Origin of the sequence: Methanosarcina sp. WWM596 (genome assembly GCF_000969965.1) — an archaeon.
Classification (GTDB): domain Archaea; phylum Halobacteriota; class Methanosarcinia; order Methanosarcinales; family Methanosarcinaceae; genus Methanosarcina.
On record NZ_CP009503.1, the window covers coordinates 333830 to 358493 of the forward strand.

The 24664-nt window shown below is 41.8% G+C and carries 24 protein-coding genes; 11 read left to right on the forward strand and 13 right to left on the reverse strand.

The genetic code is table 11. The features are described from left to right. The first annotated feature begins 307 nt into the window (after positions 1 to 307). A complete protein-coding gene (locus MSWHS_RS21880) occupies positions 308 to 472 on the forward strand; it encodes a hypothetical protein (RefSeq protein WP_255353709.1) in 165 nt (54 codons plus the stop codon). Beyond that, complete coding sequence (locus MSWHS_RS21130; RefSeq protein ID WP_255350478.1) at positions 438 to 686, forward strand: adenosylcobinamide amidohydrolase; 249 nt, start codon at positions 438 to 440, stop codon at positions 684 to 686. The genes MSWHS_RS21880 and MSWHS_RS21130 overlap by 35 nt, the downstream gene beginning before the upstream one ends. Before the next feature lie 73 nt (positions 687 to 759). Here the strand turns inward: MSWHS_RS21130 and tsaA are convergent, their stop codons facing one another. The 3 genes from tsaA to tnpA form a co-directional block, all read right to left on the reverse strand. Continuing rightward, positions 760 to 1185 (reverse strand): tRNA (N6-threonylcarbamoyladenosine(37)-N6)-methyltransferase TrmO, encoded by a 426-nt coding sequence (tsaA, locus tag MSWHS_RS01505; RefSeq protein ID WP_048125427.1) that lies wholly within the window; start codon positions 1183 to 1185, stop codon positions 760 to 762. After that, positions 1178 to 1798 carry an FmdE family protein gene (locus MSWHS_RS01510; RefSeq protein WP_048125429.1) on the reverse strand — a complete coding sequence of 207 codons (621 nt, stop codon included), beginning with the start codon at positions 1796 to 1798 and terminating at the stop codon, positions 1178 to 1180. The genes tsaA and MSWHS_RS01510 overlap by 8 nt, the downstream gene beginning before the upstream one ends. A 444-nt stretch (positions 1799 to 2242) precedes the next feature. Beyond that, on the reverse strand, positions 2243 to 2656 hold the full coding sequence (gene tnpA, locus MSWHS_RS01515; RefSeq protein WP_156151176.1) for an IS200/IS605 family transposase: 414 nt from the start codon (positions 2654 to 2656) through the stop codon (positions 2243 to 2245). Positions 2657 to 2684: 28 nt separating this feature from the next. On the opposite strand from tnpA, the gene tnpB reads away from it, so the two are divergent. From tnpB to MSWHS_RS01530, 3 genes are all read left to right on the forward strand, one after another. Beyond that, the gene (tnpB, locus tag MSWHS_RS01520; protein WP_048158680.1) at positions 2685 to 3797 is read left to right on the forward strand and encodes an IS200/IS605 family element RNA-guided endonuclease TnpB; all 1113 of its coding nucleotides are present in this window, start codon (positions 2685 to 2687) and stop codon (positions 3795 to 3797) included. A 1607-nt stretch (positions 3798 to 5404) separates the two neighbouring features. After that, positions 5405 to 6193 (forward strand): winged helix-turn-helix domain-containing protein, encoded by a 789-nt coding sequence (locus tag MSWHS_RS01525; RefSeq protein ID WP_048158681.1) that lies wholly within the window; start codon positions 5405 to 5407, stop codon positions 6191 to 6193. 137 nt (positions 6194 to 6330) lie between these two features. Further along, on the forward strand, positions 6331 to 7254 hold the full coding sequence (locus MSWHS_RS01530) for a ribose 1,5-bisphosphate isomerase (RefSeq protein WP_048125435.1): 924 nt from the start codon (positions 6331 to 6333) through the stop codon (positions 7252 to 7254). Between the two features lie 114 nt (positions 7255 to 7368). Here MSWHS_RS01530 and MSWHS_RS01535 read toward each other — a convergent pair whose 3' ends face one another. From MSWHS_RS01535 to pyrH, 4 genes are all read right to left on the reverse strand, one after another. Further along, positions 7369 to 8085, reverse strand: a complete 717-nt coding sequence (locus MSWHS_RS01535) for an ABC transporter ATP-binding protein (RefSeq protein ID WP_048130158.1) — start codon at positions 8083 to 8085, stop codon at positions 7369 to 7371. Between the two features lie 19 nt (positions 8086 to 8104). Next, positions 8105 to 9220, reverse strand: a complete 1116-nt coding sequence (locus MSWHS_RS01540) for an ABC transporter permease (RefSeq protein WP_048158682.1) — start codon at positions 9218 to 9220, stop codon at positions 8105 to 8107. A gap of 127 nt (positions 9221 to 9347) precedes the next feature. Then, on the reverse strand, positions 9348 to 10532 hold the full coding sequence (locus MSWHS_RS01545; protein ID WP_048159527.1) for a hypothetical protein: 1185 nt from the start codon (positions 10530 to 10532) through the stop codon (positions 9348 to 9350). A gap of 220 nt (positions 10533 to 10752) precedes the next feature. Beyond that, the gene (pyrH, locus tag MSWHS_RS01550) at positions 10753 to 11454 is read right to left on the reverse strand and encodes a UMP kinase (protein WP_048125439.1); all 702 of its coding nucleotides are present in this window, start codon (positions 11452 to 11454) and stop codon (positions 10753 to 10755) included. A gap of 306 nt (positions 11455 to 11760) precedes the next feature. Between pyrH and MSWHS_RS01555 the strand changes: the two genes are divergently transcribed. Together MSWHS_RS01555 and larC (MSWHS_RS01560) are read left to right on the forward strand one after the other, a co-directional pair. Next, on the forward strand, positions 11761 to 13548 hold the full coding sequence (locus tag MSWHS_RS01555) for a hypothetical protein (RefSeq protein WP_048125440.1): 1788 nt from the start codon (positions 11761 to 11763) through the stop codon (positions 13546 to 13548). Between the two features lie 155 nt (positions 13549 to 13703). Further along, the gene (gene larC / locus MSWHS_RS01560) at positions 13704 to 14276 is read left to right on the forward strand and encodes a nickel insertion protein (protein ID WP_231585696.1); all 573 of its coding nucleotides are present in this window, start codon (positions 13704 to 13706) and stop codon (positions 14274 to 14276) included. A 438-nt stretch (positions 14277 to 14714) separates the two neighbouring features. Here the strand turns inward: larC (MSWHS_RS01560) and MSWHS_RS21135 are convergent, their stop codons facing one another. After that, positions 14715 to 14804 carry a transposase gene (locus MSWHS_RS21135; protein ID WP_231585531.1) on the reverse strand — a complete coding sequence of 30 codons (90 nt, stop codon included), beginning with the start codon at positions 14802 to 14804 and terminating at the stop codon, positions 14715 to 14717. 719 nt (positions 14805 to 15523) lie between these two features. Here MSWHS_RS21135 and MSWHS_RS01570 point away from each other — a divergent pair. The 4 genes from MSWHS_RS01570 to larC (MSWHS_RS01585) all read left to right on the forward strand — a co-directional run bounded on the left by MSWHS_RS01570 (position 15524) and on the right by larC (MSWHS_RS01585) (position 19921). After that, entirely contained in the window at positions 15524 to 16102 is a 579-nt protein-coding gene (locus MSWHS_RS01570) for a TetR/AcrR family transcriptional regulator (RefSeq protein ID WP_048125445.1), read from the forward strand. Positions 16103 to 16310: 208 nt separating this feature from the next. Then, positions 16311 to 17510: an aldo/keto reductase gene (locus tag MSWHS_RS01575; protein WP_048125447.1), complete on the forward strand. Its 1200-nt coding sequence runs from the start codon at positions 16311 to 16313 to the stop codon at positions 17508 to 17510. Positions 17511 to 17845: 335 nt separating this feature from the next. Continuing rightward, positions 17846 to 18688 (forward strand): nickel pincer cofactor biosynthesis protein LarB, encoded by an 843-nt coding sequence (gene larB / locus MSWHS_RS01580; RefSeq protein ID WP_048158683.1) that lies wholly within the window; start codon positions 17846 to 17848, stop codon positions 18686 to 18688. 39 nt (positions 18689 to 18727) lie between these two features. Then, the gene (gene larC, locus MSWHS_RS01585; protein ID WP_048158684.1) at positions 18728 to 19921 is read left to right on the forward strand and encodes a nickel pincer cofactor biosynthesis protein LarC; all 1194 of its coding nucleotides are present in this window, start codon (positions 18728 to 18730) and stop codon (positions 19919 to 19921) included. A 163-nt stretch (positions 19922 to 20084) separates the two neighbouring features. On the opposite strand, the gene asd is transcribed toward larC (MSWHS_RS01585), so the two are convergent. From asd to MSWHS_RS01610, 5 genes are all read right to left on the reverse strand, one after another. Next, positions 20085 to 21113, reverse strand: a complete 1029-nt coding sequence (asd, locus tag MSWHS_RS01590; RefSeq protein WP_048125452.1) for an aspartate-semialdehyde dehydrogenase — start codon at positions 21111 to 21113, stop codon at positions 20085 to 20087. A gap of 90 nt (positions 21114 to 21203) precedes the next feature. After that, a complete protein-coding gene (locus MSWHS_RS01595) occupies positions 21204 to 21386 on the reverse strand; it encodes a 4Fe-4S binding protein (protein ID WP_048125454.1) in 183 nt (60 codons plus the stop codon). Between the two features lie 272 nt (positions 21387 to 21658). Beyond that, positions 21659 to 21967, reverse strand: a complete 309-nt coding sequence (locus MSWHS_RS01600) for a hypothetical protein (protein WP_048158685.1) — start codon at positions 21965 to 21967, stop codon at positions 21659 to 21661. A gap of 272 nt (positions 21968 to 22239) precedes the next feature. Next, on the reverse strand, positions 22240 to 23295 hold the full coding sequence (locus tag MSWHS_RS01605; protein ID WP_048125458.1) for a GTP-binding protein: 1056 nt from the start codon (positions 23293 to 23295) through the stop codon (positions 22240 to 22242). A 224-nt stretch (positions 23296 to 23519) separates the two neighbouring features. After that, entirely contained in the window at positions 23520 to 23822 is a 303-nt protein-coding gene (locus MSWHS_RS01610) for a hypothetical protein (protein WP_048125460.1), read from the reverse strand. Positions 23823 to 24664: the final 842 nt, after the last annotated feature.

The window sequence follows — 24664 nt, forward strand, 5'->3', positions numbered from 1 at the left end:
TGGTTTGCCAGGAACTTTCTCGTCGTGAGATCAAGGGATTTGAGGTAATCCCCGCAGTTTACGAACAATTATGTTAAAGACTCGACCTTGTAATCAAGGGGGATTTTGAAGCCCTGAGTTCGGGTCTGAATGGTGGCAGAAAGCACATTAAATGTCTGTTTAACCATAAGGTTGATTGGGAGTTTATGCACCCGGATCCTTTGAAGTATCTGGATGGTCTTGCTGTTTCTCTCAATATAAATGGTCCTAAATGGTCCGTCCCTATTTCGGACTTTTAACGACGGTGAATATGGACAACCTTTGTATCATGAAGGATGATTATCTGACAACCTTTGTCGCCGGGGGCGTTACGAATCCTTCCCCTTCCGCTACCTACAAGCCGGGAATGATCAATATCATCCTTGTAGTTGGCGGGATAATTTCAGAGAGTGCAATGAATGGCAGGTGCTATAATTACTGCCACGGAAGCTAAGGGGCTTGCTCTCTCTGAAATGGGGTACGGGTTTTTAGGGACCACAACCGATGCAGTTATTGTAGCATATCAGAATGGTTTGGGACCATATCTCGAATATTCAGGTTCTTATACGGACTTTGGCAGGAAGATCACAAGAACGGTTTTTGAATGTGTAAAAGAAGGGGTGACAAAAACTATGAAGGAACTTGAATCTGATGAAACTAAAATATAGGTGATGACCGAAAAAGATGCAAGTAAAGTAGAAAAGGGATTTTGTCCCTTTGTATTTGTTTTAACTTTTATTTTCAGTTCGTGCCTTCTTCTATTCTCTTAAAGTAAGGCTTTATATCCAGCACAGGCGTCCCGTCGATGGCATCAAGGCCTTTTACGTAAAGCACGTTGCCTTCTACTTTTAAAAGCTCTACAATGGTAAGCCCTATCCCATTAGGGCGGTATGGGCTTCTGCTTGCAAAAACTCCGGACATCTCTCCATCATAGCGGCGGCGGTGGATTAGTTTATACCCTTTCGATTTGCTGAAATAAAAGAGGATATACAGTTTTTCAAGCTCTTCTACCCTATAAAGCCCTTCTTCTAGGTTTTTTCTCAGAATGATTTTTGAAACCTTCTGGTAGATTTCTTCATTATATCCCGGTTCAAGGTAGTCATTCTCAACGTGTCCTATGGGGGTAAACTCGACCTTGTTGGGATTTTTCTCCGTATTTTCATTCATCTTTTGCCTCAAAACAGGAGATGCAAACTATTTCTCCATTTTTCACCCTTCCCAGGGGTTCCATAAAGCCTTCTCCGCACTTACTGCATATGACGGTAGGGTAGATTATGGCTTTTTCCGGAGGCTCGATTTCCACTTCACTGACACGGAAAATTTCTTCTTCTGGCATTTCCAGGATTCTCTGGCTTTTTGCATCATGTGAAGCCTGAAACTCTTTTGCTTCTTCGGGAGTTGCAGTGCCTGCTCTCAGTTTTGCGAAAAGTGTTGTGTGTTTATCGTCCTGGGGGAGGGCGTCGGGTTTCAGGGAAATTCTCAGGGCTTTTTTGTCTCCTCTCTTGAAAAATGTATATACATGCTTTCCGTGCTCTTTAAATATGAGATTTCCTTTCCCGCAGGTGCAGCCGTTGATCGCCTGAATCGCATCTACCGCACATGACCGGTTTTCCACAATTGCAACAAGTTCTTCATCTTTGCTCCTGTCCTCAAAACGTTCTGCAGCCAGCATAGCCACTCTGTACCCTATAGAAATACCGGGGCAAATATGTCCGTGGAACTTTACAGCGGTATCAAAATTAGCGTCATTGAAATCCAGTTTTTCAGCTCCTACTTCCATTATTTTTCTGATGCGTCAGATTAATTTAATTAACGAGTTTCATATTCTCTGACTACTATTTATAAATTTTGTATTTAATTATTATTACAAAAAAAGTCTGAAGTACTATCGGCAGGTCGATCACCTGTATTATTTTAAAAAGCTTTAAAATTGTAGTGTTACTCTACCTCTCTTTATTCTTTTACTTTCATATACCGCAGATATAAGGAACATCGGATCTTCAGCCTGTTCTTTTATATCTCTTTTAATATTTATCTTACCTACCTATCTGGATATCAGTTTGGCCTTCAAAGAAGTCAGGTCTTCAAAGTAAAAAAAGAGAAAAACCAGTGCATCGATTCCAAAATAAATGCTTTGTTTAGCAGGAAATTCGTTGATATATAGATTTATATGAAGAAGCGTAAAACCCCTGAGTCTTTAGCTCAGGGGATATAAGCGTCAACTTCAACCCTGATTCCGTATGTAATATTCTGCCGCCTCTTTACTCACATTTCCGATAGTAGACGCAAAATAACCATCACTCCATAACGTATTCTCACCCCAATAATACTTTTTCAGATATTCTTTTTGAGTTTTCCATAACCTGTTAGTATATTCTTGTTTCAATTTTCTGACAATTGACAAAACGCTAACTTTCGGCTCACTCTTGATCAAGAAATGAATATGGTCTTTGTCAGTTTCCATTTCAAGGATTTCAAAGTTAGACTCTTTTGAAATGTCAATCCTAATCTGTTTGAGTTCTTCGCTAATTGGTTCAAGTATGACTTTTCGGTATTTGCAAACAAAAATAACATGATACATTAACAAAAATTTGCTATGATTCCGTGTTTCATACTTCGTATTTACTAAAAAGTATATATGTTGTTAAAGCATATTATGCCTTTGTATGATGCAAGCGTTCAAATTTAGACTCTATCCTACAACTACACAAGCTATTCAATTGAATCAGCATATAGGTAGCTGTAGATTTGTCTATAATTGGGCACTTGACCAGAAAATTAAAACTTATGAGCAGACAGGGGAATCAATTTCCAGATTTGACTTAAACAAATTAATTCCTATTCTAAAGGCTTCTAATGAGTGGTTAGGAGAAGTTAACTCTCAATCATTACAGGGGATGACTAAGCAGGTTGAATCCGCTTTCACTAGATTCTTTAGAGAGAAAACAGGGTTTCCAAAGTTCAAATCAAAAAAGAATCCGATACAGTCTTTCCCTGTACCTCAACACTACACTGTAAACTTTGAAAATAATACTATCAAGCTTCCTAAAATAGAACCAATTAAAGCAGTTCTTCACAGGAAGTTTGAAGGAGAGCCTAAAACGGCTACGGTATCAAGGACATGTAAAGGACATTACTACATCAGTATCCTTGTTGAAGATGGAAAAGAACTTCCAGTAAAGGAAGCTTTCACAGAATCAACAACAGTAGGAATTGATGTAGGTATCAAAGACTTTGCTGTCCTTTCAACAGGAGAAAAGGTTGAGAATCCAAAGTACTTGAAAAACTCTCTTAAAAGGCTCAAAGTATTACAGAAAAGAGTCTCAAGGAAACAGAAAGGCTCTAAGAACAGGGCAAAAGCTAAACGAAGACTTGCTGTACTCCATGACAAAATAACAAATCAGAGAAATGACTTCCAGAACAAACTCTCTTTTAGACTTGTTAGCGAAAACCAAGCTGTAGCTCTGGAAACTCTAAATGTTAAAGGCATGGTTAAGAATCATCACTTAGCACAGGCTATAAGTGATTCTGCGTGGAGTAGTTTTGTAACAAAGTTGGAATATAAGGCTCAATGGTTTGGAAAAACCGTCCTGAGAATTGGACAATTTGAACCCTCTTCTAAGCTATGTAGTGTGTGTGGATACCACAATAAAGAGCTTCAGCTAAAAGACAGAGAATGGATTTGTCCAGACTGTAAAACCAAACACCATAGAGACATTAATGCCGCTATCAATATCAAAAAATTCGCTCTCATAGATCAGAATCTAATTGGATTATGACACCGTAGGGACTACGGGGATGAGCTTGGGGACTTGCCCTCAATAGAGGGAGGATGAACCAAGAAGCCACTCAGTCTTTAGCTGAGTGGTAGTTCACTCAAAATCTAAGGTTGTGAATATACTTTTGAATCATAGCAATTATATAGATATAAAAACCGGTAATTATATGGATCTCTGAACCAATTTACAAAGAGGACAAATATACGAAGAATCCTTTGAATTATTAGCTGGTTTTAGCTTTGGTAGGTAAAAATTTAATTTTTGATAATTCTTGTTGATGACGATTTTAAAATGATACCCCATAATTATATGCAGTTTTTAGGTTTACATATGACCAACTATTAATCTATTATACGTAACTTCTATGAAAAGACGATTCCGTGCTTTTATAGGTCGTGAGAGTTGGGTCATATGTTAACCAGCTTTAATCCTGGTAAATGGCTGTCTAATGTTTTATAACGATATCGAGAAAAATATTTTATTTTATACTGTCAACCTACCGAATGTAAGGTTGACTATCTACAACCAGGCAATTAAGAAGATTTTTTCATTTTGAAAAGAGAATTCAGGTTTAAGATAATTCAGGTTTAAGATAATTCAGGTTTAAGGTAATTCAGGTTTAAGATAATTCAGGTTTAAGATAATTCAGGCTTTATAATTTTTCTATAATAAGGATAATAGGGACCTTAATTTCCCATTCAGAGGTCCCTACCGATGATCCAACCCCGTTTGACTGAGAGATAACCCATTAACTCCCAATCTCTATTACTTTTTATGGTTTCTAATTATATAACATAAACTATATGAAATATTGTTTACTATTCAAATTATGCATACCCTTATTTTTTTAGCTGCCTTTAAAATATTTACTTCTGTCTCTTTTTTTGTTATCATTAAAAATTTCAAAATAGTTAAAACAATCCTTTTTTTTGTTTTCTTTTCTTCTTCAAAATTTATCTCAGGATTTAAGTATTTACAATTGAAATTCTTTTTAATCTAAATATTTCAAATCTAAGGTTTCAGCTTATAATTTCTATACTAAGAACCTTTCCTATCAATAAGTTCACCAATCTGGGCACAACCGACTAAATTTATCCAAACTGGGCTATGTATTTTTTAAAAGTCGGGTGTCAGGATAACTCCGAATCCATAGTTTTTTATGGATTATTATTCTTCAAAAATATTGGTGTTAAAATTGGGAGCCGCTTGCCACCTCTGATTTGGCTCCCAATTGTGTGATTCAACCCCTACGATTAAGAGAAAAACCCCTTAACTCTTAATCGTTAACTTCCTCTTTATGTTATAGGGGTATATAACCTATACGACCTTAAAATTTGCTTCTCATTAAATTATTTAGCTGCTTCAAAATCACGTTCTTTTGGCTTGAAAAATTATATTTTACATCCTCAATTATAATCTTTTTTTACTATGTAATATTTATTTGGATTTATACGTTTTTGTCCACGCAGTAGACTATATTTTTTTCTACAGACACGCGATCATCTCCAGCCAATTGCTAATATTTTTTGGGGAAAATATTTCTTTGGAAAAAAATTGCTGGGAGACACGACAGATATTTATTAAGTGTTTCCATATATATCAAAAACATGAACAGCTCACTTCTCGAATTAATCTTCCTCTCTGAAAAAAGGAAAGATCTTCTTTTATTTTTGAAGGAGGGGCCAAAAACGATCGAGGAAATAAAAAACTATCTGGATGCCGGTTCTGTAGCTGTCCTTCCTCAGCTCAAAAAACTAAGGGAAGCTTCTCTGGTATTCAAGACAGAAGACGTTTACATCCTGTCTCCTCTTGGCATAGCGGTAGCCGGGAAAATGCAGGTAATGGTGAGTTTGTTAAACGTTTTTGGTAACTGCTACGAGTACTGGGCAAACCATGCAATTGAGTGCATACCTACCCCTTTAAGGAACAAGATTGGAGATCTGGAAAACTGTACATTCTCCGAACCTCCTGACAGGACACGTCTTTTTGATCCTCACAGGGAATTTGTGGAAAACCTTGCAACATCAAAACGAATAAAAGGCATTGCCTCCATTTTCCACCCTCTTTACCCGTCTCTTTTTCTCACTTTCGCAAAAAAAGGAGTGGACATATCCATTATTGTAACCCGGCCGGTTTACGAGAGAATAAAAGAGGAATATCGAACTGAATTTCGAGAATTTATACATTTCCGGAATGCATGTTTCTATGTTTGTGACGAAAAAATAGAATTATCTCATGCTGTCACTGACAGGTTCCTCTCTCTAAGTCTTCCTTTTTCAGACGGCACTTTTGACCATAAACAGGATGTAATGTGTTTCTACCCCATTGCCCTTCAATGGGGAGAAGACCTTTTTGCTTACTACAGGGACAGATCAGAAAAAATAAATGAGATCTGAATCTAAGCCAACTACCCGCTAAATCTGAAGATTTAACGAATTTCCTGCTGAGGGTTTATGAATCCGGGGCTTTATCTTCTGAGATCGGGAATAATCGGAAGATAGCTATAAATTGGGTTCTTACTATCCTTTATATTATGGAAAAAGTTAAGGAAACCGCAGAAAAGATCCGGACAATGGAAATCCGGGGTGCAGGCAGGATTGCAAAAGCTGCGGCTGAAGCCATCAGAGATTATGCTGCAGGGCTCGAAGCTTCCTCAATGGAGGAGTTTAGTTCCAGTATCCAGGAAGTTTCAAATTTTCTTATAAATACCCGCCCTACAGCTGTTTCCCTTCCGAATGCCGTAAAACTTGCTTCGAGATATTCTTCAGGAAATGTAGAAGAAGCAAGACAGGAAATCATCAAAAATGCAAACCTTTTTATCGAAAGAGCAGACCGCGCGCTTGAAAAAATCGGGAAAATCGGGTCAAGAAGAATTCAGGATGGAGACATTATCATGACCCACTGCAATTCTCATGCTGCTCTTTCTATCATCACCACGGCTTTTGAAGACGGAAAGGATATTTCGGTAATAGCCACCGAAAGCCGCCCAAGGCGTCAGGGGTTATTGACAATCCGGCACCTTAACGGCTTTGGAATCCCAACAGCCCTGATCGTGGACTCTGCCGTACGTTACTACATGAAAGACGTGGATAAGGTCATCGTTGGGGCGGACGCAATTGCAGCCAACGGAGCTCTTGTAAACAAAATCGGAACTTCTCAGCTTGCTCTTGCTGCTCATGAAGCCAGAAAAAGTTTTATGGTAGCTGCCGAGACCTTCAAGTTCAGCCCGAGCACCATTGTAGGAAATCCCATCGAAATCGAAGAAAGGGCTACAGATGAAGTAGTTGATCCTGCAATTATTGCGGACCTCTCCCACGTGCAGGTAAAAAACCCGGCTTTTGACTTTACGCCTGCTGAATACATCGACATGATCGTAACTGATATTGGAATTATTCCCCCGGAGATGGCATATACTGTTATAAAAGAGCACCTGGGATGGGAAATCGGGGAGATTTGAGGGGCAAAGATAATTATTAAAGGTTTTTCACTGATTTATTTCTCTTTATTTCTCCTGTTTTCCTCTTTTCTGCTCTTCACTTCTTTTCTCTTCCATATTGCCTTTTAATTACCTTCAATTATCTTTGATCATTCCGTCCGTAATCCTCAGCACTCTTGAACACTCCTTTGCAACATCGGGGTCGTGGGTAACCACAAGAATTGTCTGCCCCTTCTGGCTCAATTCCTTAAAAACCCGCACAATGGAATCCCGGGTTTTACTGTCCACCTCTCCGGTTGGCTCGTCTGCAAGGATCAGGGCAGGCCTGTTCGCAAGTGCCCTGGCGATCGAGACTCGCTGCTGCTCTCCCCCGGACAGCTCAGTGGGTTTATGATTTAGTCGGTCTCCCAGACCCAGGTCTTCCAGCAGGGCTTTTGCTCTTTCTCTCCTATCTTTTTTTGGCACTCTGGAAAAGCGCATTGCAAGTTCCACGTTTTCAAGGGCTGAAAGTGTAGGGATCAGGTTGTAGTGCTGGAAAATAAAACCTATTTTTTCTCTTCTCACGCGGGGAAGCAGTTTTTCAGGTACCGAAGTCAGGTCTGTTCCGTCAAGGATAACCTTTCCGTCAGTGGCTTCTTCAAGCGTGCCGATCAGAGCAAGAAGGGTCGATTTCCCTGAACCAGAAGGTCCCATGATGGCAAGGAACTCTCCTTTACGTACGGTTATACAGGCACAGCGAAGGGCATGGACAGGGATCTTGCCCCGGATATAGGTTTTGGAGAGGTTTTCAACCTGCATGATTACTTTCTGTCCGTTGTTATGTCCATCAGTTCCGGATTTTTCTGCCGACATCAGGCCCTCCATTTTTTCTTCACGCATGCTTCAAAGCCTCCATTGGGCTCATCTTCGATGCCCTATAAGCTGGATAAAGCCCGGAAAGAGCGCCAATAAGCAGAGCAAAAACCATGGCAATTATAAGAAGCCTCGGAGTTATCAGGAAAAGGACGATCCTTGTCGTTTCAAGCCAGGCATTCATAATATAGACAGCCCCGACCCCAACTATAATTCCGAGAATTCCACCTAATAAACCCATGAATGAAGCCTCTCCGAGGGTCAGGAGCAGGATGTCCCGCGTTTCTGCGCCTATGGCTTTCAAAATCCCGAATTCCCGTGTCCTTTCTGCAACAGACATGAGCATCGTATTCATCACGCAGAGCCCGCCTATGATTGCTGCAAGGAGCCCTGAGCTGATCGTTATTACGCTGAAAATCATGAAGGACTGCTTTGCCTGAACCTCAAGTTCTCCCGGAGAAAGGGTGCTTGTGCCTTTTACACTTAACTCGATGCGTTTTGAGAGCATCTCGGCATCCACCCTCTCGTCAGGCACGGCAAAGATATAGGATACCGAATCCCCCACATTATAAAGGTCCTGGGCAGTCTCAAGGGGAATGATTACGGCATTATCAAAGATAGAGCCGGTATAATCAAGGATTCCGACAACGGTGAAATATTTGTCATGGATTTCAAATTTGCTGCCTATCTGAAGTCCGTATTCTCTTTTGATGTTGTTTCCGACGACCACACTGTAAGAATCTCCGGGATTGAGGAAGCGGCCTGCTTTCAGCTCTACAGGGTTAAGGGCAACGCTGGACTTTTCAGGGGGGACGCCGAGGATTTGCTTGCCGGTCATGCCCATCTTGTCTTCATCAAAGGTGGTCATCAAAAGCCCATAGGCATCTTTTACCCCGGCTACGCGAAGCACATCGCTTACCTTATCGTCCGTGAGCCCTCCCCCAAAGACCCCGCTTTCGGCAAAAACCCGGATCTTATCGCTGGTAACGCTCATGGAACGCTCAAAAGTCTGGTGGAAATTCTCAGACATGGCGCCCATAACTATAACTGCAAAAATCCCGAGGGCTATCCCGCAGATTGTCAGTGCGCTCCGGACTTTCCTGTTCGTTATGTTTCGGATGATCAGGTCAAACATAATAATCCCGCATAAGGATGCTTTCGAACTGCAGCTGGTTCTAAACGGCTTGAAGTTGTTGATTTTGAGGTTGTTGATTTTGAGGCGATTGGCTTAAGCTATTGTTTTGAACTTATTGAGATGCCTATCACCCTTCTTTTTTCCCTCTCATTTTTTTTCCCGAAAAAATCGCAAAGCACAGGAAAATACCAAGTGCTGCCTGAAAACCGAAGGCTGGAGACTCCTCCGAAGGGTTTATTTCGGCTACGGGCTCAAAAACTCTCAGGACTGTTTCATGGCTGTCCATGACTTCGCCTTCCAGGTTTGTCACATAAATCTTTACATTATAGTCCCCTCTGGGCACCCCCTGCCAGATAATTCCTACGGTATCTTCCTGTCCTGCGGTCAGGATATCTGCAGTTTCTTCAAAGACCTGCACATCTCCTTCTTCAGGAGTCAGCACGACCCTGATAATCCCATCAAAAGGCACCTGGGATTTTCCAATTATCGTAACGCTTGCCCCATATTCGTCCACATCGATGTCCGTATCAAGGAGTTCTACTTTTTCTTCTGCCCTGAAGTCCGATGTATAAGCCGTAGTAATGTCAGGGGAATGGGAATGCACTTCCAGGAGAGCCGTGTAATCTCTGTTTTTTTCGAGAAGGAAGGGCCAGGTCATTGCTTTATAGTATGCATCTGTCACAGGGACATTTTCCAGGCTTTCAGAATAGATGATGTCTGTGTCGGAAAGGAGTTTCAGGTTCAGGTCCACCACGCTGGGCTCAGGCATCTGAACGAATCCGAGATTTGCGGAGCTCATGAGGGTTATCAGAACGGAAGCTTTTTCGGAGTCTGCAGAGAAATCCACAATTTTGAGGGTTGAAAGATACTGGTTTTTGTAAGTAAAAGAAAGCTTCCGGGACTCAAGAGTTTGGGTGCCGTCCTTTACAGAAAGTTGTGCTGTATAGGAGTCCCTATCCTTTCCAAAGTCCTCTTCAAGCCCCCAGAAAAGGACTTTTGTAATCTCCTGCCCCTTATCTACGGAGCCAAGCTGGAAAGTTTCCGATTTCAAAATTTCTTTTCCCGAGCTCAGGGTAAAAACAAGATAAACGTTTTCAAGAGGCTCTTCAAACCTGACTGTTGCATCGCTCAGGTCATGGTCTGAGAAAAAATCAACAATAAGGGGACTTTCTTCTCCGGCAATTGTCCCGTTCATTGCCCCTGAAACAGGACTTGCCTGAACGCAGAGGAAAGTCAGGAATACAATTAAAGATAATAAACGAAAAGTAAACTCTCTCAGTTTTAAACAGTTCTTTTTTTCCGGCAGACTCAAGCCCGGTCCCTCCTTCTTTCCAAAAGCTGCCTGGAACCAGATTCGGTAAACTATCTGGTTCTCTGCAATATGAATATATGCAGGAACCTCTATGTTTAAGTTTTGATGTATTTTTTGTGTTTTTGGTGAAGACTTTGTATTTTTTGATATACTGGAGAAGGGCTCAAAAGCCCAGAGGTCCAAACTTTCTAGGACTCAGGCTTTTTAGGGTCCAGGTTTTTTATTTTTTTACTGTAATCCAGGTCCCGCAGGATACCGGTGATTTCTTGGCTGCCTCTCCGCTCAGAATTTCTCCTAGCAGGGCAGGGTCCCGTGCATCCATTACAAGGGCGTCGAGCTTACAGCGTTCGATGATCTTTGCGGCTACAGGGTCTACCGGGGATTTGGAGCCTGCCTTCATCTCGATTGCCATGACTATGCTTATGAGCTTTTCAGGAGAGATTATGTCATATTTTTCTGCGCCCGAGTCACAGTTGGGGTCTGAGGAATAAACTCCGTCAATCGAGGTTGCAATTGTCAGCAGGTCTGCCCGCAGATATTCTGCAAGGATTGCAGCTACGGCGTCAGTGGTCTGGCCGGGTGTAACCCCTCCCATTACCACGACTTTTCCCGAGTTCATAGCTTTTGAAGCTTCAAGATAGTTTGAAGGAATCTCAGGGTATCCATCGGGTCCGAGAGCCGCAATAAGTAGTCTTGCGTTCAGACGCGTGATATCAATGCCTATGTAGTCGCAGGTTACTTCATCTGCCCCCATAGCCCGGGCAGCTCCGATGTAGTTTCGTGCCGCTTCTCCGCCGCCAGTTATTACAAGCAGCTTGTGCTTTTTTGAGATGTCGCGCAGGACCTTTGCGTATTTTAAAAAACGATCCGAATCAAGATTTTTTGCGAGAATTGAACCGCCTAATGAGAGTACTATGAGCATGATGATCTCTACACATTGACAATTTGGATTTTTAAATGTATCGCTGATATTTTTTGCTCACAGTTTTTTTACCTTTCTTTATTCTCCAGAGTGTGGCAGGGTTTCGGAGGGTTTTTTTTCATCTCATTTTTTCCAATGTTCATAATGAATATCGAGATCAATTTGACATGTTTTAGATCTCGCCTCATATATATTTGGATTTTTTTCTTTGTGATAACAGTGTTAATGCATAACTATTTACATAAAAACATTTGAACTATTGTGGGGTATTAATATATTTATATTTTAAAGAGGAGGCAATATATCTTGAATAAAGAAGTCTGTGCTGCAGTAATGGCCTCAGTTTCAGATCTCCAGAATCTTACAAACGATCGAATAGAAGCCCTTACCAAAGGACATGGAATGACAAATATAGGCGCTATGTGTGCCGCAAACGCTATTGCTACAGAGCTTTTCCGGGGTGCGAATATCAAGCTTACTGATGAAGACAGTGGCAGCCTGGAAATTGATCACGTACTCAAAAAAGGTATTGAAGCCGCAGAAGAAGCCGGAGCATGTCCCGCAAATGCGGCCCTTTTTGCAGCTACAATATGCTACTTTGCAGGTTCCAATGCCCAGGCTGGAGTACCTGCAGGGAACCGGAAGATAGGGGCACTTGCCCGTATGATTGCAGGAGCCGATAGGACAGGGGTTATAGCCATTCCCACTCCCAAGTCCAATAACAAAGTATCGGGTTTTGCGGCAGTTCAGGCGATTTATAGCGCCATGGCAGAGGGCAAACTGACCAGAATTGATGGGAGAAAAATTCCTCTCGGGGTTGCAGGGGGTCCTCTGTATGGGCATAACACCCTTGGAGAAGACATCGGCTTTCCAGAAGTGGCTATGAATGCTGCAAGGATAGGGACAGAAGCCATGATGCAGGCTTACTGGGGGGCAGGGGTTTCTGCAAGCCCGATTATCTGTGCAATTATAGGGTCTGCCGCAGCTCTGGAAATAGTCCACCCTGATGCTTTTGTTGGGGAGGAATATGGGGGCTTCTTTGATGTTAACAGCGCCTATCTTTCAGGAAAAGCTGCATGTGAAGTTGCCGGCATCCCGGAAAAACTCCACATACGCGGAACGGATGAGGAATACGACTCTGCCAGAATTGTGGGGGATCTGGGTGTCCTCTTAAAAGACATCGGAGCTCCCACAGTTGTTGGGATGATGTCTTTTGGGGAAATGCTCTGTGCCTTTAAGGAATCGGTTGAAATCGGAGCAGGTTTTTCGGGCGGGCCTATCATGCCCCCTCTAGGGCACATGACTGCAGACACTATCATTACCCTCAGGGCTCTGATCAAATACGGAGGCAATGTAGAACAGGCAGCCGATGTCATTGCAGAGGTGAAGAAGAACGAGTGGCTTGATCCTGAAATTGCTGCAGTTGCCCTTAACACCATCTCCAGGAAGACCGAGCAGGTCCGTAGAGGCTTGATTACTCGTGCTATGATCCTTGGAACTGAAGGGGTTCGCTCGGCTGCAATCTACCGCCGGGCACAGAAGGCTTATGAGGATATAAATGCCGGCAAGTCTGTAGAAGAGGTTGTCCGAGAACTCGACCTTGAAAGGAAGACCACTATTGAAACTCGGGCTGCGGCAATGCTAGGAGCCATGACCGGGCATGAGCTTAAGATCGAAATCACAAAACTGGTCGGTGGAGCCCGCAGGAACCATCCCTTCACGAACGCTTACTATGGTTTTGACACGGATGCAGACGTAAAATTGACCATTGACGGTAAGACCTTTGAACTCAAGGGGCTTGGGCAGAAAGTGATTCCTGATGCAATTTTCAACGACAAGAAGGACCTTCTTGAAATCATTCCTCTGGCGGCCATTCCTGTCTCTGAATTGCAGCTTTCCGGGCATTCAATTATCAACATCACCGTACCTGCAGCTGTTGCCGCTGCAATGAAGGCACTTGAGCCAAAAGAAGCTGCAAAACTGGCTGAAAAAGGCGGAAAGGGCGGTTCGGCTGCAATTCCCGGAGCCCGGGAAAAAGCTCTGGAAGTTGCAAAACTTGCAGTTCGGATAATGGATTCTACGAAATGCGTTTGAGTACCATCCTAAGCTGAAAACCGGCTTATCCACAAAATAATGCATTGAACGACTCTGGGCAGAGAAGAAATGATTTAAGTTACAGGCTTTTACTCCATTTCCACCTCTGCCTTTTTACGTTATGGAATTCAACGGGAGGTTTCCTTTTGTTGTTAATGACTAACATTGACAATATCACCTGCGATCAGGTCCCGTACCTGATCGAAGAATTGATGAAACTTGGAGCTAAAAACGTACATGTAATACCTGCCCTTACAAAGAAAGGTCGGAGTGAATATGTTTTCCTTATCGACAGTGAGGAGAGGAACTTTGAGAAACTTGCCGAGTTCATGGCCCTGGAAACCGGTACTCTAGGGGTCAGGCTTTTGAAGACCGAGCATTATCCCTTTGACTACGAGCTGAGGAAGCTTTGCCTTTCTTTCAGGGACGAAAATGGTCTGCTTCTCTGGGAAGGAGATATTGATATAAAAATAGTTATAGGAAAAGAGCAAAAGCCCCTTTCTGCCCGTGTGGAGTACGAAGAGTTGAAGGAACTGGCAAGCCGGGTAAGGGAAGCTGGCCTGAAGCTTTCCATGTACGAAATTAAGGAATTGATTGAAGAAAGGGCCCTGAAAGGCATAAAAGACTTTACTGTCAATTTCAATGATTGTGGTATGGAACTGGGCAGTGAGTCTCTGTTCCCTGTTTCGAAAAAACTATACTGTAAAGATAAGACGAAAACCTACTGAAGGAATTAAAGCCTGTTTTTTCCTTTTTTCGGAGTAAGGGCTCTTTTCCCAAAAGCCTTTCTTATTCTGGAAAATTTTTATCGTGAAAGATAGTATCATAAATTGTCCGTTTTCTTATAGTATAGTTGCCAAATATCTACTATTTGCCAAATATCTACTATAATACTTGGTTGGGCGTGTGAACTACCCCACCCTGCTTTCTGATGAAAGCGAGGACGGAACTTCCTTCGAGTAATTACGTCACCTGGATATTTGCATAATGCAAGTATCCATCTGTAATCCTGTTTGTCGAAGATTATCAGAAAATTTCTGATAGCCCATCCACAAAGCATTCTGTGATAAGAACCGTTTCATGATGTTGATAGCACTATTTCTATCTATATCAATAACGTTTCCGCAATCATATTTCATAATTCTTTCCCAAATAAGCATTTCCTGTCATTTTCCACAGATACAGCACTCCTTTGAGGTATAAGCTTCATCAATTCTTATTACTCTTTTACCTGTAAGCTCTGCTTTGTAGGTCAAGAATTCGATGAAACGAGAAAGGTATCCTTGATTTTGGGTTGTCAAGAATTCGATGAACCAAGAAAGATATCCTTGATTCTGAGTTGATCTATTCTGAGAACGTTTTCTTTTTCCATTTTCTTTTTCCATTTACTTTCTTTGATTGAGCCATATTTTTTACATTAAGATCACCAACAATTATTGTATTGGCTCTGGTGTTCACAATCATAGTTTTGGAAAGCTTATGTTGAAAATCTTTTATCTAATTAGACTTCTTTACTTCCATCTTTCTATATGTTTTGTGCAGTCGATTCCATCTATTGCTTCCCTTTTTACAATGATCTCTTCTGGATTTGATTGTATCTATTTTAGTATTCAACATCAAATGCTTCACTTATGTTATGGATTTTAGTTTTAAGAAAATCAACAACTAAAGGATTCGTTAGAGCTTTTCTTCTATATTTCATGCATTGAACGAAATAATAATGGGGTGAATGGGAAGAATGGCTTCTAAGATCCAGTTTATTCTGCATAGTTATTGCTATATTGATGCAATTATAAGTATGAATAATTATATTACTTTTGTTTTGTAGAAGTTGACGGCTTTCATCCTCCACCTGTCGCTTACGCTCCGAGGAAGGGGACTTCCCGCCTCAGAGGTAAAAATCGCCGCAATGTATTTATATGACGATGCAATTTCTCTACATAACTGACTAATCAGTCAATAATAGAGATTATTCATGAAAGAACTAATCAAAGACAAAAGAACAGCCATAATGGATGCTGCCCTGAAACTTTTTACTGAAAGAGGTTTCCACGGCACCTCCACTGCACAAATATCAAAAGATGCAGGTGTAGCCACAGGCACCCTTTTCAATTACTTCCCTACAAAGGAAGATCTTATAAACAGCCTGTATTTTGAAGTAAAAGGGCAATTAAGTCAAAGCATGGGGAAAGAAATTGAGGCACAGAATACATTTCAAGATAAATTAAGAACAATATGGTCAAATTTAGTCAAATGGGGGGTAAACAATCAGGAGGAATTCCTTTTTGTCGGTCAGTTCTGTTCATCCCCTTACATAACAAAATTTACGCGTGAAGAAGTAATGAAAGAGTATGTCTTTCTCCATAAGCTTGTGGATGAAGGAATAAAAACAGGAGCGATCAGAGACTTTTCCGCGGAGCTTACCATTGCAATGTTTTATCAGAGTAGCAGGGCGGTAGTGAACCTTATCCTTGATTCAGATCCCTTGCTGGATGAAAACAAGGTTTTAGAAGACGGATTCCAGATTATCTGGAGAGGTCTGGCTAAAAACTAATTTTTTTTCACTCATTCCATGAGTGATTGGTCAATCACATCTCGTTGATAACTACCGATCTCTCGCAAAAATAAGCTGTCGATAAAAGATCGGTCAGGGTCAAGTTAATCAATTCAACAATTCCATAATTCAATAATTCAACAATTCCACAATTCAACAATTCAACAATTCAACAATTCCACAATTCAACAATTCCGGAGAACTAAAAATGCTGTACAGAAAAATGCCTAAAAATGGAGACGAACTTTCAATACTTGGATTTGGATGCATGCGACTTCCCTTAATAGAAGATGGTAGTATAGATGAAGAAAGAGCCACTAAGCAGGTACGTTATGCAATCGACCAGGGAGTAAACTATGTTGATACGGCCTGGCCATATCACATGGGAGAGAGTGAGCCTTTCCTAGGTCGTGCCCTTGCAGACGGATACCGTGAAAAAGTGAATCTCGCAACAAAGCTTCCTTCCTGGCTTATAGAGAGCAGGGAGGATATGGATGAGTTCCTGAACGCTCAGCTGGAAAAACTCAAAACAGACCACGTCGATTATTATCTCATACACGCGCTTGTAGGATCCTTATGGGACAGGATCGAAAAGCTCGGAGTGGCCGATTTTCTTGATAAAGCAAAGGCTGACGGTCGGATCAACAATGCCGGCTTTTCCTTCCACGGTTCGGGAGAAGACTTCAGGAGGATAGTGGATGGGTACGACTGGGACTTCTGCCAGATTCAGTACAATTTCCTGGACGAAAAGAATCAGGCAGGCACAGAAGGGCTTGAGTATGCAGCTTCAAAAAGTCTTGGAGTCATCATTATGGAACCTCTGCGTGGAGGCAACCTTGCAAAGATGGTGCCTCCTGCTATAGAGGAAATATGGGGCGAAGCAAAGGAGAAACATACGCCTTCAGAGTGGGCTCTTCGCTGGGTATGGAACCACCCTGAAGTAACAGTTGTCCTCTCAGGGATGAATGAGGAGACTCACATTGAAGAGAACCTTGCGGTAGCAGATAAAGCATATCCAAATTCTCTAACTGAAACTGAATTGCAGCTGGTAAAGAAAGTGGAGCAAAAATACCGCGAAATCATGAAAGCAGGCTGTACAGGATGCCGCTATTGTATGCCCTGTCCGGAAGGAGTGGATATTCCAGCCTGTTTCGATGCATACAACAACCTTCATATGTTCGGCAATGCAGACGAGGCAAAGTTCATGTATGCAGTAGGGCTGAGTGGCACCTTATCCGGCGGAAAGCCCGGATTTGCTTCCCAGTGCGTGCAGTGCGGACAGTGCCTTGAAAAATGTCCCCAACACCTTGATATACCAACGATTCTTGAATCCGTTTCAGAAGAACTTGAAGGGCCTGATCTGGAGATGAGGGTTGCCATGGCAAAAGAGATGTTTAAGCGGACTTAAAAGTAAGACAAATTTGAAATGCTTAAAAGATAAAATGAAGATATTGTTTAAGTTGATTTTTATCGAATGATTAAACAATATCTCCATTTTCCGCTTCTGATCTTCAGGTTCGGTTAACCATACTCATCCAGCTTTAGAATTTTGAATTTTTACCTTAAATAGCAGAGTAATAACCCAAATAATTATAACTCAAGCCTATATGAGTATGGCACGAAACTCTAAAAAGCCTCCAAACTAATAATTATTGTCTAGTTACATGGTGTTTAAGCTTTTTATTGCTAAAACATTCAATTTTATTGCTAAAACATTCAATTCTTTTTGACCAAGGGTGGCGCATGGATCTTACTAATATATTAAAATCTGTCAAAGAAGGAAATATCGATATTGAATCTGCAGAACAGCAGGTCCGTAGTCTGGGTTTTGTTAGTTATTCGAACATTGCAAAACTTGATTCCCATCGGAAAAGCAGGACTGGAATAATCGAAGCTATTCTTGCCGATTGCAAGGAACCTGAAGATGTAGTAGAGATCGCCAGGGTTATGGTAAAACAAAGTAAAAGAGCTCTTATCACGCGTGTCTCCCCCCAACACCTTAATGCCTTGAGGGCAGTGTTTCCCGAGGACAGACTCGAATGGAACAGCCGGGCACGTACAGTGGTTATCCACGACGGCACACCTGCCCCAGGTACCGGAGGGGTCATTGGGGTCATATCCGCAGGCACTGCAGATATCCCTGCTGCAGAAGAAGCCAGGGTTATTGCTTCTGAAATGGGCTGTGAAACCGTTGCTGTTTATGATGTTGGGGTTGCTGGCATCCACAGGCTGATCCCTGCACTCCAGAAACTCAAACTCAGGAACCCCGGAGCAATCGTTGTTGCAGCCGGAAGGGAAGGAACACTTCCAACTATTGTTTCCGGGCTTGTTGATGTGCCGGTAATAGGGCTTCCCGTATCCACTGGTTACGGGGCAGGCGGCGGAGGAAAAGCAGCCCTATTGTCAATGCTTCAGTCCTGTTCTGTACTTGCAGTGGTAAACATTGATGCGGGATTTGTTGCAGGGGCTTATGCAGCCAGGATCGCCAATATGATTGCTGTAGCGGCCGGAAAAAGGGAATATACTGAAGACCCGGAACAGGATGAAGGCCCTGCAGAAAAACAAAAAGAAGGACAGGAAGAGTAACTGTAGATATTTTCAGAGCAGAATTCAGGGTGATACTTTATGAAAACACTGGTCTTTAATCCCTTTTCAGGGGCAGCCGGGGATATGATTCTGGCATGTACTCTCGACCTCGGAGCGGACAGGAAAACAGTAAAAGAATTGGTTGAAGCTTCAGCGCCCGTATCCATGGATATAAGGGAAGTGGTGAAAAAGGGAATAAAAGCCCTGGATGTCCACATAAACGTGCCCGAAAAAGAACATGTCCGGACATATCCTGAAATCGTGGACCTTTTAAAATCTGCAAAACTGCCTCAGAAGGTGGAGGCAAGCGCTCTTGACATCTTTTTGAAAATGGCTGAAGCCGAAGCCTCAGTCCATGGGCAACCTGATCTTGAAAAACTCCACTTTCATGAGGTGGGGCAGAGCGATGCCCTTGCTGATGTAATAGGCTCTTCTGTAGCTATCCATTCCCTTAACTGTTCCTCGGTTTACTGCACCCCTATCAATGTGGGCGGTGGAACAATAGAATGTGCCCATGGGACTCTTCCTGTGCCAGCTCCTGCAACCCTTGAGATTCTCAGAAAAGGGAAACTCTATTTCAGGGGAGGAAACGTGAATAAGGAACTGCTGACCCCTACAGGGGCTGCTATTCTCTCTCACTTTGCAAAACCCGTTGAGGCTTTTCCTCAGGGCAGGGCAATTGCTGTTGGATATGGGGCAGGAGATGCTGAGCTTCCGGGCCCCAATATGCTCCAGGGAGTGCTTCTTGAACCTGATGCTCACCTTATTCAGGATATTATTGAGGTTCTTGAGACCAATGCCGACGATGTAAGCGGGGAAGTCCTGGGCAACCTTTTTGAGGAACTGCTCACGATGGGAGCCAGGGATGTTGCGATTATTCCTGTAACCATGAAAAAAGGGAGGCCTGCCCATATTATCAAGGTCATTGCAAAGCCTGAAGACAGCGCAAAACTCGCACGGAAGATCATCATTGAAACAGGGTCTCTTGGAGTTAGGGTTATGCCTGTGCGGCACAGGCTCATGGCTGCCCGAAACCTCGAAAGGATAACAGTAGAGCTTGAAGGTCAGGAGTTTGAAACCGCGGTTAAGATTGCCAGGGATTCTGAAGGGGTCCTGCTCAATATCTCTGCGGAGTTTGAGGATTGCAAAAAGATTGCAAAAGTAAGTGGAGTGCCTGTTCGAGACGTCATGCGCAGGGCAGAAGAGATTGCAAGAAAACTCTTCTTTTCCTGAAAACTCTAAAAGGATATGATGTAAAGTAAAAACAGACAAATCGTGTTGCTGTGATTAATAAAATATCCAATCCCGTAAAACGAATTCCGTAAAAGTAAAGGAGAAAAGTAAATGTCTGAAGCTTTTAGATTTTTACTTTTCACTTCTATTTCTATCTTTATTTTCAGAGTTTTCCCATCGAGTGCAGGAGTTCTGCATTAAGGACACTTGCACCTGCAGCTCCGCGGATTGTATTGTGTCCCATCGCGATGTAGCGGATGCCTTCTCTGATTCTGCCCACAGAAACACTCATGCCTTTTCCCATATTGCGGTCAAGGCGCGGCTGAGGTCTGTCAATTTCGTCCCGAACTATCAGAGCGTTACGCGGTTCTGAGGGGAGTTCTCCAAGTTTCGGGTCGAATTTGAGGAAAGCTTCCCTTACCTCTTCAGGGGTGGGTTTATCCCTCATACCTGCCCAGATAGCTTCCGTGTGCCCATCGATTACAGGGACCCTGTGACAGGAAGCACTGACCTTCATATCCGCAGGCACGATTTCTGAGCCATTAAATTCCCCGAGGAGCTTTAAGGTTTCAGTTTCCATTTTCTTTTCTTCGCTTCCTATATAGGGGATTACATTGTCACAGATTGCCATGGCTGAAACTCCGGAAAAACCTGCCCCGGAAATCGCCTGCATTGTTGCCACCTGTACTGTTTCGAGTCCGAACTTCATCAGGGGCTTTAAGGTAACTGTCATGACAATTGTGGAGCAGTTTGGGTTTGTAATTATGTATCCGTCCCAGCCCCTTGCGTCCTGCTGGACCTCAATGAGTCCCAGGTGTTCGGGGTTTACTTCCGGAATTACAAGAGGGATATCTTTTTCCATCCTGTAGGATGATGCATTGCTTGCAACTGCAAACCCGACTTTTGCAAACTCGGGTTCCACTGTAAGGGCAAGGTCTGCAGGAAGAGCCGAAAAGACCACATCCGCATCAACGGCTTTTGGGTCTACAGGAACAACCTCTATGTTTTCGACACTTTCCGGCATGGCTGTATCCAGCCTCCACCCTGCCGCTTCTCGATACGTTTTGCCAGCGCTTCTTTCGGACGCTGCAAGGGCTGTAATCTCAAACCATGGATGGTTTGCTAGTGCTTCTACAAATCTTTGCCCTACAGCACCAGTGGCGCCTAAAATACCCGCTTTAACTGCTACCATTTAAAAAGCTACCTCCGTAGAGATAAAAAATAATCTGATAAAAAGGAAAAAGAAAAATGGAATAAAAAATTTATTCCATGCTGTCTGTTTTTACTCTTCTACTTTGATTGCCTGGTTCGGGCATGCTTCTTCACATGCACCGCACTCTACACATTCGTCCTGGTCGACTACTGCAATTCCCTTTTCTTCGTCGAGGGTAATTGCCTCAGAGGGGCATTCATCGACACAGGTTCCGCATCCAGAACATTCATCTGCATTAACTATTGCTGGCATATTTTTTCACACTCCTATTTATTTGCTCGATATGTACCTGGAAATTAGATCGGTACGTTTTTGAAACTTCCATAGAATATCGAAAAATTTGGTCATAACGCCATTACTCAGACAAACATAAAAACTTATCGCTTTTTAGCAAAAAGCAATTTTCTGGAATCGGAATGAGCTAAGGCTCAAGCTTCCTAATTTTATGTTCTTGAAAATGCATAAAAAGAATAAAGAAATAGAAGAAGGAATAATAGAAGAAGGAATATTAGAAAATAGGCTTTTTAACATACGGAATCGTGCATTGCAATTCCTGGATCCGTAAGGCGATACATTCCCTCTTCAAACTTGAGGAATCCTTCTTTGAGCAGGAAATCCATATGAAACTTAAAGAAGAAATCGTTTAATCCTGACTCTTCCTTTAGCTGTTTTTCATTTTTCCCAAAGATGCCAACTGTTCGGAGAAGTTTCCTTCTTGCAGGGTTTACGGAAACCTTTTCCATCATCATATGTTCCAGCTTGACAGCTTCTCCTTCGGTAGTTTCTCCCTTCGAGGCAAAATAAACATCAAGTTCGTCAATTTCATCATGCATATTGAAACTCCACTTTTTGTCCTTTAATCTCTTAGTTTTTCTAATATTTGATTTTTCTTTACTGATTGAAGCCGGACTTTTTAAAATATGAAAGTGTACCGATTTTTCTGTAATATCACAAATATCAATAAGTTATTGGATAGAAAATTCCATATCGGAAGAATTGATTTATACACAGTGCACAAAAACACGGCTTCGAATTTACAGCAAATTCGTGACACTGCCTAAAATTTCGATCTAATAATGAAATCGGTGTTTTTCTATTCGGTTTTTTACTTCTTTTTTATGAGCCCTTTTATTTCTGTAAGCGTGCCATGATGCTGTTTCTTTTTCTCAAAAGAGGCGTTTGATTCCTTCAGTTTCTCTTCAAGTGTGCTCTCTACTATTCCTGTGAGCCTGTCTTTCGGGACCTTTGTAATTGCGGAAAGCAGCCTGAGTTCGAGCTTTTCATTTTTACGAGAGGTAAATTCCACCTGTGGAGCTTCTTCTGAAGAAGTCACACTGCCCTTGATCATGAAGTCCGGGAGTTTCAGGGAAAGTTTAACATGTCCTACAAAATCAGGGTTAATTTCCTTTAATCTGTCCCTTATGGTTTGAAGGCTCTCTTCGATAAGTAGCCTGCTTTTTTCAGGGTTAAGATTACAGGATGTGAGGGTAAAAATAACCGAGTGAGCCGAGACTTCCGAATGTTCAATTGAATTTTTCTTTTCTTGAGGAGGCTTCCCAATCCCGGCGACTGCAAGATGGATGAGCAGATTTTCAAATTGTTCATCTTCTAATTTTGCCGAAAACTTCAGGATTTTTGCTCCAGGGTTCAGTTCGGTAAGCATCTGTTCTGTTGCCAGGATTATTTCTGCAGGTGCTATGTCTGTTTTGTTTATCCCGAGGATTTCAGCTTCCTTTACCTGTGTCTCGATAAATCTTGGAATTTCTTTTGTTTCTGTGCCAAAACGCCCGGGGTCTACTATGGTCACAATCGGAGCAAAAGACAGTTTGGAGAGCCCCATAAGTTCGATTTCTTCCCTTATCTGTCCTGGAAAAGCAATTCCTGTTGGTTCGATAATCACAACATCGGGCTTGAACTCTTCTTCAAGGGTCTGAAGAGTGTATTGCATACTGATTCTGAGTGTGCAGCAGATACAGCCGCTTGTTAATTCTTCAGTTATAATTCCCGGGCTTTTGAGGGTTTCTCCGTCAAGCCCTATTTCTCCAATTTCATTTACGATAATCGCAGTTCTTTTTCCGGCATCGATAAGCTGCCTGCTGATTTTCTGAATTGCGGTTGTTTTCCCGCTTCCGAGAAAACCTCCTATGATCATGACTTTCATGTTTTTCCGGTCCTTATTATTCTGAAAAAATATTATGTATCGGGCTGACAACTACCATATATTTTCTCCTATATATAAAATTGGCAAATCCTTTTATCCAGGAAATATGCCATTTTCCAATACCAAAAAGGAAGCCTCTTAACAGAGGCGTTTATTAAAACTGATGAAAATCAGTAAATAACCGGACATTACATTAACCAAACCTGACAGCAGGCTGAAAACTTTCATAGTTTGGGAAGTATTTTCAGCCCGAGTTCAGTCAGCCTGTAAACGCCCTTTTCATCTTGAAAGAGAAAATCAGCATTTATTAGAATTTCAGCGTGAAACCTTAAAGCAGCTTCATCAAGGCCAGTTTCTTTAAGAAGCTCTTCTTTACTTTTTCCGAGAAAACAAACCGTTCGCATCATATCCCTGCGAATCTGGTTGGATGCTGCATTGTAAGTCTTTTCACATTTTTCCTGCATCAGTTCTTTTTCGTTTTTTACCTGTGAATCCAGAAAAAGGTCAATCTCATCTATTTCTTCCATCGTTAATGCTCTCCTTTGCTGTAAAAACTACCTTTTAAAATTCAGGGGGGTAAATATATAATTATTTTGATTTTGTTTTCAGAACTCTCGGTTTAAGGGTACCTAATTTTTTAAAGATGACCTGTATAATCGGAAATCAATGCAATATCCTTGGTTTATTTTTTATTTCACTGTACTCAAGCAGGTCCAGGCGTCACGCAGGGCGGGGAAGAGATCATAAAAATAATGTTTGCCGTAATTTGGAAACAATAAGAGTAATTCTTGAGAGCACCCACAAACTACTCTCTGTTGTAAAAATTTTCTGAAAAATAGTATTGCGTTCCCATCCAAAAACCTGGAAGTTCCAAACGGCTTTAAGAGATGCTTTTATTTTTTTCTGGGAAGAGATACTGAGGTATTGGACTCATGGGTTGTGAGTTTTTAATTTAATTTTTCTTTATCCCTTTACTTGCGGAGTATCTTTTGTACTAATGTGGGGTATTGAAGGGATGAGAACGCAAATTGTACTATGTACTTCAGGTATATAATACTTTTGTAATTATATGTAACACATAATGTTATTTTATGCATAAATTATTATTGCATCATTTTAATTTTAACCCCCTGGTATAATATTATATAACCATTATAATCTCGTTAAAGCTCCTGATAACTCAGAATCATACACTTTCTTTTTATCATATTTTCATCTGATTTTATGCAATATTTTCATCTGATTTTAAGGATATTCTGGCATGAACACAGATTTTTCCATCCTGCAAAAAAAGCGTTGAAAAATTCATTATAATATTCGGTTTAAAATGCAGATAGCTAACAGGCAAGGATGTAAATTCTCTGTTTGT